Origin of the sequence: Klebsiella pneumoniae complex sp. WS1778 (assembly GCF_049472055.1) — a bacterium.
In the GTDB taxonomy this organism is placed as follows: Bacteria; Pseudomonadota; Gammaproteobacteria; order Enterobacterales; family Enterobacteriaceae; genus Klebsiella; species Klebsiella quasipneumoniae.
The window spans coordinates 537,409-547,213 of the sequence record NZ_JBKGTJ010000001.1 but is presented as its reverse complement, the minus strand read 5'-3'; the positions used below and the strand labels follow the sequence as shown (position 1 = coordinate 547,213).

Genomic DNA, 9,805 nt, shown 5'->3' with positions numbered 1-9,805 from the left:
CCCTTACCAGCAGCAAACTGCGCCAGTGACATAAATGCGCGGCCCTTTGCTTCAAGCACCGCTCGACTGATGTAACTAAACCGCTCTCCAGCCCATGACTTATCAAACACGACAATGGCGCCAGCGAAAAACGCACTGGTCGGCCTTTGTTTGTCGTCAGCTGGCTTAAACCACTCGGGCAGATCGAAACCAATTCGCCCACGAATAAAGCAGACGTGATCCGCATCTTCCGGCCACCACGTTTCGCTTGTTGCTGACTTCACCAGGAAGACATAGCGACCGCCCTTCTCTCGTTGCGCAGCTGCATAGTTCATGATGTGCGTCATACCAGTGATAGCTTGCTTTTCGTGGTACTGAGAGCGGCTGTAAGGCGGGTTTCCGTAGGCTGCGCCGCCGATTGAGGAAAGCATTTCCGACCAGTCCTGCGTCAGTGCGTTATCTTCCGCGGTGTACCAGACAGGACATTTTGCATTGCTGTCGTCTGCGAACAGGTCCAGCATCAGCGGGCCAAACATCGCGTTAATACCCCAGAACAGCGGATCCGGAGTTCGCCACTGATCGCCGACTTCTTTTAAATAGTGATGGGGTGCTGAACGCAGCGCCGTAAGGGCTTCACAGTAAAAATTAGTCATTCACGGTCTCCCCTAACTCCAGGAGTACCTGACTCAGTAACTCAGCCTCAGTACCGAACTTTTCTTCCCATGACTTACGGCCAGCATGAATAGCAACGCCGTAGCCACCAGTACGGTGATGGGCATGGCATAGCGGAATGACATGGAAGTTATCAGCGCGGACAGATAAGCCAGTACCAGAGCTGCAGTGATGGATTTCAGCAGGCGATTCGCCGTAATTAAGGTTCCGGCATACGATGCAACCCAGCGCAGCTACGCGGCTCAGATGGAGTTTTTCAGCCTTGGTTTTGGATTTGCTCATATCGCACCGCCCTGGTGCGACAGACAAGCAGAAACACCAGCGTTAGTGATAGCCGGTGTCAGGGTGTAAATCTTTTGAGGGTGTTTCTTCTGCGCCATCGGTTTTTCTCCGTGGCACAGTAGTCGATAAGCTGGGTTGTTCAGGCCCACAGAGATTATAGGTCAGGTTCACTCAATAAAAAAGCCCTCTCCGAAGAGAAGGCTTTTCATTTTTTTGCTCGGAAAACAGAATTGACGACGCAGTAGACAAGACCACAGATATGGGGCATCGAGCATCCAGCGAAAATCTTCAGAACCTCATCAGATAGTCCCAGAAACCCAAGCCCCACACAGATAAATACCGCATTCACTACAACAACTTGCACAATTATTAAAATCAGCAACGTTATTGCATACAAATCTTTGATCCGAGTGTTTTTAACTTTTTGCGCCATGTGTCCCCACTTGGCGCCGGAAGTAAGTCGTCAGTTGCTCAGGCTGACGAGGTAATTATGGCTGGTTGATTGTAGAAAATCAAAGCAATTAACTGACTTCTATATTTACCGAAATTTCAACAATATGATAGCCCTGACTTGCAAGATCAGATGTAGCTTTGGCAAAGTTAAGCCCCACCAAGCCCTGTTGCAACGTAACATTAGATTTAAACAATGATACGCTCGAGAAGTCTGTATCCGTCAAGTTCAACGCAGCGCCAGAAACAGTGGCACCATTTGGTACAACTAAAAATTTCAACTTCTTGATATTACTATTATAAATATCTACTTGCATGATTACCTCTTTTTTAATTTTGAACCATTAATATTGGCAAGTGATGATATTTCTTTATATTTAATGAGTAAACCATCACTTCACCTCCTGCGGGGCGGCTGCGAGCATGGCGGCGCGCAACTTACCAGGTACATCAGCCCACACGCCAGAATAATAACTAGTGTTAGGGTCGGTATGCTCCAACAGGTCCTCTATCGCTGAGGCTGCGGTATGAAGCAGGTCCGCGCTGACTACCGGCACCGGCTGCGCGTGGCGATAGAGTGGCAGCACAGACACATCACCATCTTTTGCGACAAATTCTGCGCGGCGTTTATCGTTTGTGACATGCCATTGCTCACGATAGTGCCATGTCCACGCCACCGGCTCGCTGTCCATTGCAGCCAGAACCATGCGGGCAAGTTCTTTGCTTTCACCATGCTTCAGGAATCCATCTTCAGCGATTTCCTGCAGGCGCTCTCTGGTTAATTTGCTGGTCATTGGTTGGCTCCTGGCTTATTGATGCGCGATGTTATATTCCGACCGCAGTCGCAGCAGTAGAATGCTTTCCCGCCGCGAATGCCGCTGGTGTGCTGCCCCTCAAGGAATGAACCATCCCAAGCATAAAACTGCTTGAAATCCACAACCTCTTTCGTGTGGAATCCATTCTCACCGCCGCAGTGCGGGCATGAACTCGGGTTTTCTATAGCCATCACTCAGCCTCCACCTTGATGCCAGCGAGCCAATTTCTAACCAGCTGATATTCGTTATTTCGGAAAGAACCGCAGGCGTAAATGTACGGCAACCGCAGGTTATGGCCGTTCTGGCGCAGGTAGTCTTTGCATCCATGCTCGGTAAAGCAGGCAGTAACAAACTCATCTACTTCCTGCATCGCGTATCGGTCATATCCGCGAGTGTCGCGACCATCCTGATAAAGCGCTTCCAGCCGCTTGGCTCTCAGTTCGCTGACCTCTTCACCATCCCATACCCAGCAAATTCGGCTAGGCGAGTGCTCGTCGCTTCCGATAATTTCACGCTTCTGGAAAACGACGAACATGGGCTGATCGGTAATGCGGTTGTCCTGCGTCCTGATAAGATCACCGATTGTGTAAAGCTCAGGGGACAGCTTCACGGAGCGGGACTCCAGCTCGGCGATGCGCTTCTCTGCCGTATCCAAGTTTTCCCCTAATTTCTGCGCCATCTGGAACCAGTTAGCGCGCTGCTCTTCCTTACGCTCCAGCGCCTCTACCAGCGCGAGGACGTTGGCAGGGTTAGCCAGGGCGATGAATTCGGCATTACGCTGCGCCGCCTCATCCCATGCCACATGCCCCTCGCCGTCGTATTCCTCACAGATGCAGGCGGCGTCACTGTTGAGCGAATCAAAGAGGGTTTGCCCGTCAGAGCCATAAATTGCGTATGAGGTGAATCCCTCCACGCAGCCATCGCCAGACCCGTAGCATCCTTCGTTTTTAACTTCGTCGGCCCACCATTCGCCCGGCGTCGCTTTCTCTGCAGCAGTCTTCATACGCTGCGCCAGTTCGGTGATATCAGTCATGGCTGGCCTCCTTACCGCGGCTAACAGACAAGTTTTTATTCACGATGGCATCCATCAGACGTGCTGCAGCCGCCTTTTGAGCAGATACATTCGCAATGACCGTTGGCCTGGCTTTCTCACAGCTGGCGCAAATCCCGTCCCATGATGAAATGAGGAAAAAATCTTCACGCTCGGCAATGCCGGTATTCATTACCAAGTCCTCAATCATCAGCGTGACACCGCGAATTCCCCGCCCTTCGCTTAACCGCTGCACTGCGTAGCCGAAGGCGTTGATCATCACAGCATGGAACTGGATATACTCGCGTTTATATTCGGCCTGATTCGTGCCGCGGCGAATATCATCTAAACCTGTCAGCATAAGCCACGCATTCCATAATCCTTCAAGATCATCCTGCGAGCAGGAATCTGAAAATTTTGCCGTGGCATCACTAAGGGCCTTGAAGCTCACCCACTTATCGCTTTTAGCGGGAACGACGTTATGCTCAAAATCGGTGACTTCAGAAAAGACGTCGTGTGAACTGATAAAGCTGACCATCTCCTGCGCGTTCTTATCGCGCCCGTTATAGGCCATGTTGATAGCCGCAGATGGCTTAGAAACATTGTTGTTAATGTCCGAGAAAAACTGCTGCCGCGTCTTCAGTGGCAACTGCAGAGTAAGCATCATCGGAACATGGATAGGTTCATCAATGGTGCGGCAATATTCCGCAATACCGGCTGCACGATGCTGACCATCAAACAATTTAATCTCGGCATCCATCGGGAAACGGGCCACCCCGACATTAGTGTTTCCGAACTCTTCGAATTCAACATACGAGTCGCAGTTACCCACAAGTGGCGGAATAATGAACGGCTCCTTGTTCTCGTATGCTTCAAGGAGATACTGATAAAACTTTTTCGCCCTGGTGGGGTTCAGTTCTCGCTGAGATCGATCAAGGGTGTCCCCGTAATTATCGCTGGCGAGGACTCGCGTTAGTGTCCGTGCAGGTACTGTCAGCATAAGGACAATTGAATCCCCCTGAGTTCCACGCGACGCCGGAAATTCAAAGAAATGATCGCCTATTTTGCTCATAATGATTCCTCCCCAAGCACCCAACGAAGTGCGCTTGCATACTCACCCTCGGCTGATTCCAGGGCTTTTGTGATTTCTTTGCGGGTTTTCAGGCGTGGCTTTGCATCACCGAGGATCTGACGCTGACGCCGGGCTTTTTCATGACCGGTTGTGCCAGCAGTTGCCGCTTCGATTTCAGAGACCTTCTCCCGCTGCTCTTCGGGTTTAAGCGATGCCAGCTGACGCGCCTGGGTAACGGTGACCGTTCCGGACTCCACTGCATCGCGAACAGCCTGGGTGGCATCCAGCAGTGACAGAGTTGCGCGTACGGTCTGGACACTCACGCCAAACATCAGCGCTAAATCGTCCTCGTCGTGCCCGCGTTCCAGCGCATCAGCCATTTTCTTTGCTCGGCCCAGTGGCGTATCTGCCTGGCGGATTTCGTTAGCACTTACCATCGCCTGCGCCATGCGAATGGCGGAGCCACGTTTAGTGACTGCCGGAACCAGTAACGGCTCTTTACCCTCTTTGGACAGACGCTTGTTGGCTTCCAGTGTATGGCGCACGCGCTGACGACCATCCACCACACAGGCCAGACCGCTTTCGGGGTCTTTCCAGACGATAATCGGCTCAAGAACGCCCTGGTCCATGATGTTCAGCACCATTGCCTCGCTGATAGGCAGGTGGATACGCTCATCGTAAAGCGGGTGCGTTTTGTCGGTAACCAGGTGCAGGTTTTCCGGTTCGAACATCAGAACGTTGGTTTTGCCGCTGGCGCCATACGCGTCGATCGAGTTTTTAGCCATTTTTCACTTCACCTTTTTTCTGTTCGACCTGCTGAGACCATTTTTCAATCAGCCGGATTTTCGATTTGCTCATGCCACCAGCCCAGTAACTATCCTGTACGCGGATATGTCCGTAAGGGCATTTCAGGGCCCCGGAACAGGCGCCAGCTGGGTAATCCCGAAAATAAAACTCAGCAGCGGAACCACAGACCGGGCAATCAGGTATCTCTCGCATCACCGGGTCACCTCGCGGATTTTCTGGAATTTAATGCCGTGGTGCGGATTGCCAGGATTAGTAACCTTTGAATTCATAAACCCGGCGGCCACCAGACGTTCACAGCGGTAGCGAGGGCGATCAACGAAACCAGCCAGGGACTGCCACTCAAACCAGACGCCAACCGGCACCGACTGGAGCAACTTGATATCCAGCTCTGTGAGCTTGCTGGTTATCGCTGCGGGCTCGGTGCTTCCACCCGGCATCCAGTAGCCATTCAGGTTTTGCGCTTTGCCTTCGCGCTCCAGCACCATCAGGCGGGCCAGCATTTCAGGTGCTGTCAGGTCGAAATAGACCGCCAGCTCACGGCAGGTGACTTTCTCCTGCTCTTTCAGCACGTCAGTAATTTTTTCCATCAGAGATATCCTCACGGTTAAATTTGTTAGCCCCGGAAACCTTTCGGGATGTCGGTATCCAGTTTGCTGCTCACACCGAACGAGCTGCCGGTTGCCAGGTTTGCCGGGCATAACTTCAGAGCCAGCTCCTGCCATTTGCTGCGTAGGGTTTTCACGGATTGAACTCGGGAGCACCAGAACTGATCGCGCTGAATGCGCTCAATCATGGTGCGGATTTGGTCATGGCTGCAGCCGTGCTCCTGGCGCAGCATGCAAATTTCTTGCGCCCAGGCTGCGAAGTTCGGCTCTCTCGGTTTTGCCAGAGTGCCGTCGAACTCTGCTGCGCGTTCATACAGCTCGATGATGGTCGACCAGAACCACGTAGCGAGATCGAAATCGTCATCGGTAGCGTCAGGAATGACTGCTTCCGGGATGACAGTTTTCTGAGTCGATTCAGAAAAGTTATCCACAGGAGAAATCTCTCCCGAGTGGTTTTTGAGATCTGTTTTAAGATCTGTATTTTTAAGATCTGTATAGAGATAGGATTCGGCGTTTGTGCCGTTTCCATTCGGCGTTTGTGCCGAATCCTGGATATGGCGTTTATGCCGAATGCATTCGGCGTTTGTGCCGTTTGCATTCGGCGTTTGTGCCGTTTCCAATTCTTTCAATGGCTTATTCCGATTCGGCGTTTGTGCCGAATCCAGTATTGCCGGGAAAATCTTGTGCATCAGTTCTTCCTGATCGATGCGGTAGTGCTTCTTCGGTGTGCCGTTCACCTGACGGGTATCTTCCTGGATAACACCAGGCAAATATTGCTCAGTGATTTTGTAAATAGCCCTTCTAACAACATCACCTTCAAGAACACGAACCTCTTTCGCGAGCGCCGCATGCTCCTTGTAAAACCAGCCATCATCCAGACTCGACTTACCCGACCAGAACACCAGCTGATTGAGAATCGCTGCCAGCAAATGCTGCTGCCTGTCTCCTGCAAAGAAATCCAGATACGGGCCGGGAATCGTTATGCAGTTCCCCTGCCCTGACATGGCCTGAACAATTTCAAATACCTGATTGCTCATACCAAAACCTCATTGTGTAGCCGTAAAAACTCACGTAACCCCATCCAGCCAACTTTCCCGCAAGCTTTGCGATAGGACACATCTTTGTCAGTTGCACTAATTACCGTCACCATGTGGCTCTTGTGCCTGTGCTGGAAGCGAGATCCGGCCTTAGGGATACCATCACAGGCATTACCCATTTCGGACGGCTCATATGCCGGATAAGCACGTTTCAGACGCGCAATCAGTTCAGCAGCAGAGTGGTTACACATAGTCACCTCCAGAGTTAGTGGAGTTACGGCGCTTTAACAGCAACGGATTGATTAGCCCTGCGGTATGCAGAGCATCGGGGTGTATTTGATTTTTGTTTGTGGTCAGGCATAATTACCTCGCAATTACCTCTTCGTTTTTGCACCCGAAAGCCGTTGGTGTTCCCCCACCGCGGCTTTCGCCTTTTTTACTCTTCATCAGTCCCACCCAAGCGGACCAGGACGGCACCGCTCCGCACGTAAACCGATATCTGCCAGCGTCTCTACCGATTGCAGGTAGTGACGAGAAACTACAACCGCCTCAGGCGGAACAACCTGCAGGCCTAACGCAGCAATCTCTTTCGCCATCTCGGCGTAGTACCCTTCGCTCTTACGGCGACTAATCGTTGATTCGCTGACCCCTCGCATTTCTGCAAAAGTCTTCTGGCTAATGGACAAAAGGCGGTTTAACAAAATGCCCTCTATCTCAATCGGGTTGAGGATCGGCGGCTCTAACTTTCGGGCTATTGCGTTCTCCATCTGTGATACTTCCTCTGGTGTTGATTGAAAGGCCGCTGGTTAGGCGGCCGGTGAATTTGCACTCAGCAACTGTGCAAGGTCAGGCCGAATCTCTGCCGCCTTAATTTTGCCGTTAGTCGCAGACACGATTTTCATCACATAGCGGGCATCAATTCCGCCGCCATGCAGCCAACGCCAAACTGTCGGCTGCGCTACGCCACACAGATCGGCCAATTTTTTCTGACTGCCAGCGATATCAATTGCCTTCTGGATGGTTTTATTTGTCATATTCCAATTCCTATAAGTATTGGTTCATCGAGATAATAGCAATGCGTATTGATTATAGCAATAGCAAAACGTGTTTTGACCATCAATACGCAAGCGTATAAATTTGAAACTATGAAAAAAGAAACTCTTGCAGATCGTTTAAACGAAGCCATGTCTTTGGCTGGAATGTCCCAAGGGGCACTTGCGAAAGCCTCAGGTATTGCTCAGCCGACCATTTGGCGTCTGGTTAGTGGAAACGCCAGAGGGTCAACAAAGATCGTCGAGATAGCTAATGCTTTGGGTGTCAGGTCTGAATGGCTGTCAACCGGTAATGGCCCGATGCGTGATGATGGCCGACTGCTTCGAACTACCGAGGTTAAAAGTCAGGTGGCTGATGCATTCAGGATTGATGTGCTGGATCTTATGGTCAGCGCAGGACCGGGCATTGTTAATCAGGAGTTCGTGGAGATTCTCCACTCCGTTGAATATGCGCCAGCGGAAGCCCGCCACATGTTCGATGGGCGTAAGGCTGAGAACATCAGGATCATCAACGTCAGGGGCGACAGCATGTCTGGGACGATTGAGCCGGGTGATCTGCTGTTCGTCGACATCAGCGTTAAGAGCTTCGACGGCGACGGGATATACGCGTTCCTGTACGACGACACTGCTCACGTCAAGCGCCTTCAGAAGATGAAGGACAAGCTGCTGGTTATCTCAGACAACAAGAGCTATGCAGCATGGGACCCGATCGAGAAAGACGAGATGAATCGGGTGTTCGTGTTCGGTAAGGTGATAGGCAGCATGCCGCAGACGTACAGAAAGCATGGGTAAATGAGAGATTGATTATGAAAATTGGGATAGTTTTCCCCGTGGTCGTATTCATCGTAGCGGTGGCGTTTTTGACTTGGTTTGTCTTTGGTGGCTATGTGACACCGGGAGGGTGAGCAGGCGTTGAAGTACGCTATATAAGGCCGCATCAATTGATTTAATGGCTTAAAGAGAACATAATTTAATCATATGTTCCCTTGGAGAATCGTCATGATACGTAAAATGCTGAAACACCTCAAAAATGCCAAACCGAAAGCAGGCATTGATGAGCTGCAGATCATCAATGACGAAATTGAAGAAACCCAGAAGAATATAGCTCGGGAAAAAGAAAAGATACAAGAGGAACGTAGTGATGGATCAAGACTCACAAAGCACAGATTCACTATTTGATTATTTTTATGTGGATAAAGAGCGTGTAAATGCTATAACTGCGCAGCTTTTCCCTTCTGGAGTTCTTAATAGTATTAAGCAGACGTCTGGAGAGTCTGAAAAAGACCTTAAAGAGCTTAAGGCTGGGCTGTCATTGATAGGCGTTAAAACTAACGCCTCTGAATCTTGGAATCGCAGTCAAGAAAGATTATTTGACTCATCATGGAGCATCCCGCTGAATCTTTTAGATAAACTTTCTGAATCAGGAAGGATAAAAGCGAGCTTAAATGATGCTAGACTAGGCGACATAGTCCTAATAAAAGGCATGATGAAAATATTCGATGCACAAATGGTTCACTTGTGCATGCCAATAGTTAAAAAGATAAAAATCAACGAGATGAAGAATGAGAAAAATCCTAAAGCTAAGGGCCTGCTGAAGGAAAGCATCTCAGAATTTGAAAATGCGGAGGAGTTAGTAAAGATGCTTCCTCCAACTACGCACATTGACTTTGCTGATAGTTATGGAAACTACAGTTGGATGTCGGTTGAACCATCCAACCTGACAACTACCTTGAGCGATGTTTCTTTAAAGTACGGTCCCTTCATTCCCGGTGAGTGGCATATACTATGTATTGTTGATGCTTATGCTGATGATACAAAACTGGATAATCCAACCGCACCATACCCTACAGTATCCAATGATTTAAAAGATGCCATGAATAGCATGTTAATCATGATGAGAAATATAATGGGGAGACCTGTAGGATCCTTTGGTATAACACCACTAATTATTTTTCGTGGCTTAGCAAACCATCTTTAAGCATTAAGCAAAAAAAACAACCCCGG

Annotated in this window: 16 protein-coding genes and 1 pseudogene; 4 read left to right on the top strand and 13 right to left on the bottom strand. The window is 50.0% G+C overall.

Annotated features, from left to right (window positions below; genetic code table 11):
* Positions 1 to 2: 2 nt before the first annotated feature.
* From ACLEXF_RS02850 to ACLEXF_RS02790, 13 genes and pseudogenes are all read right to left on the bottom strand, one after another.
* Positions 3 to 632: pseudogene (locus tag ACLEXF_RS02850) on the bottom strand (phage N-6-adenine-methyltransferase); the annotation flags it as partial.
* On the bottom strand, positions 625 to 933 hold the full coding sequence (locus tag ACLEXF_RS02845; RefSeq protein ID WP_023312768.1) for a Ref family recombination enhancement nuclease: 309 nt from the start codon (positions 931 to 933) through the stop codon (positions 625 to 627). The gene ACLEXF_RS02845 and the pseudogene ACLEXF_RS02850, both read right to left, overlap by 8 nt.
* 521 nt (positions 934 to 1,454) lie before the next feature.
* Complete coding sequence (locus ACLEXF_RS02840) at positions 1,455 to 1,700, bottom strand: hypothetical protein (RefSeq protein ID WP_046619486.1); 246 nt, start codon at positions 1,698 to 1,700, stop codon at positions 1,455 to 1,457.
* A gap of 75 nt (positions 1,701 to 1,775) precedes the next feature.
* The gene (locus ACLEXF_RS02835) at positions 1,776 to 2,177 is read right to left on the bottom strand and encodes a hypothetical protein (protein WP_047666499.1); all 402 of its coding nucleotides are present in this window, start codon (positions 2,175 to 2,177) and stop codon (positions 1,776 to 1,778) included.
* Positions 2,178 to 2,388: 211 nt separating this feature from the next.
* On the bottom strand, positions 2,389 to 3,231 hold the full coding sequence (locus ACLEXF_RS02830; protein ID WP_200790852.1) for an ead/Ea22-like family protein: 843 nt from the start codon (positions 3,229 to 3,231) through the stop codon (positions 2,389 to 2,391).
* Positions 3,224 to 4,300 carry a DGQHR domain-containing protein gene (locus ACLEXF_RS02825; protein WP_046619482.1) on the bottom strand — a complete coding sequence of 359 codons (1,077 nt, stop codon included), beginning with the start codon at positions 4,298 to 4,300 and terminating at the stop codon, positions 3,224 to 3,226. The genes ACLEXF_RS02830 and ACLEXF_RS02825 overlap by 8 nt, the downstream gene beginning before the upstream one ends.
* Positions 4,297 to 5,085, bottom strand: coding sequence for a ParB/RepB/Spo0J family partition protein (locus tag ACLEXF_RS02820; protein ID WP_048964775.1), 789 nt, complete (start codon positions 5,083 to 5,085; stop codon positions 4,297 to 4,299). Before ACLEXF_RS02820 ends, ACLEXF_RS02825 begins: the two co-directional genes overlap by 4 nt.
* Complete coding sequence (locus ACLEXF_RS02815; RefSeq protein ID WP_046619476.1) at positions 5,078 to 5,299, bottom strand: hypothetical protein; 222 nt, start codon at positions 5,297 to 5,299, stop codon at positions 5,078 to 5,080. The genes ACLEXF_RS02820 and ACLEXF_RS02815 overlap by 8 nt, the downstream gene beginning before the upstream one ends.
* A complete protein-coding gene (locus ACLEXF_RS02810) occupies positions 5,299 to 5,694 on the bottom strand; it encodes a hypothetical protein (protein ID WP_047666496.1) in 396 nt (131 codons plus the stop codon). The genes ACLEXF_RS02815 and ACLEXF_RS02810 overlap by 1 nt, the downstream gene beginning before the upstream one ends.
* A gap of 26 nt (positions 5,695 to 5,720) precedes the next feature.
* Entirely contained in the window at positions 5,721 to 6,749 is a 1,029-nt protein-coding gene (locus ACLEXF_RS02805; RefSeq protein WP_117084502.1) for a hypothetical protein, read from the bottom strand.
* Positions 6,746 to 7,000 (bottom strand): hypothetical protein, encoded by a 255-nt coding sequence (locus ACLEXF_RS02800; RefSeq protein WP_047666494.1) that lies wholly within the window; start codon positions 6,998 to 7,000, stop codon positions 6,746 to 6,748. Before ACLEXF_RS02800 ends, ACLEXF_RS02805 begins: the two co-directional genes overlap by 4 nt.
* 195 nt (positions 7,001 to 7,195) lie before the next feature.
* Complete coding sequence (locus tag ACLEXF_RS02795; protein WP_004196543.1) at positions 7,196 to 7,516, bottom strand: CII family transcriptional regulator; 321 nt, start codon at positions 7,514 to 7,516, stop codon at positions 7,196 to 7,198.
* A 39-nt stretch (positions 7,517 to 7,555) separates the two neighbouring features.
* Complete coding sequence (locus tag ACLEXF_RS02790; RefSeq protein ID WP_032443511.1) at positions 7,556 to 7,783, bottom strand: helix-turn-helix domain-containing protein; 228 nt, start codon at positions 7,781 to 7,783, stop codon at positions 7,556 to 7,558.
* A gap of 111 nt (positions 7,784 to 7,894) precedes the next feature.
* Between ACLEXF_RS02790 and ACLEXF_RS02785 the strand changes: the two genes are divergently transcribed.
* From ACLEXF_RS02785 to ACLEXF_RS02770, 4 genes are all read left to right on the top strand, one after another.
* Positions 7,895 to 8,593, top strand: a complete 699-nt coding sequence (locus ACLEXF_RS02785; RefSeq protein ID WP_047667478.1) for an XRE family transcriptional regulator — start codon at positions 7,895 to 7,897, stop codon at positions 8,591 to 8,593.
* A 14-nt stretch (positions 8,594 to 8,607) separates the two neighbouring features.
* Positions 8,608 to 8,706, top strand: coding sequence for a YoaK family small membrane protein (locus ACLEXF_RS02780; RefSeq protein WP_139041349.1), 99 nt, complete (start codon positions 8,608 to 8,610; stop codon positions 8,704 to 8,706).
* A 94-nt stretch (positions 8,707 to 8,800) separates the two neighbouring features.
* Entirely contained in the window at positions 8,801 to 8,980 is a 180-nt protein-coding gene (locus ACLEXF_RS02775; protein ID WP_023339685.1) for a hypothetical protein, read from the top strand.
* Positions 8,943 to 9,779, top strand: coding sequence for a hypothetical protein (locus tag ACLEXF_RS02770; protein WP_023339684.1), 837 nt, complete (start codon positions 8,943 to 8,945; stop codon positions 9,777 to 9,779). The genes ACLEXF_RS02775 and ACLEXF_RS02770 overlap by 38 nt, the downstream gene beginning before the upstream one ends.
* The last annotated feature ends 26 nt before the right edge of the window (positions 9,780 to 9,805 follow it).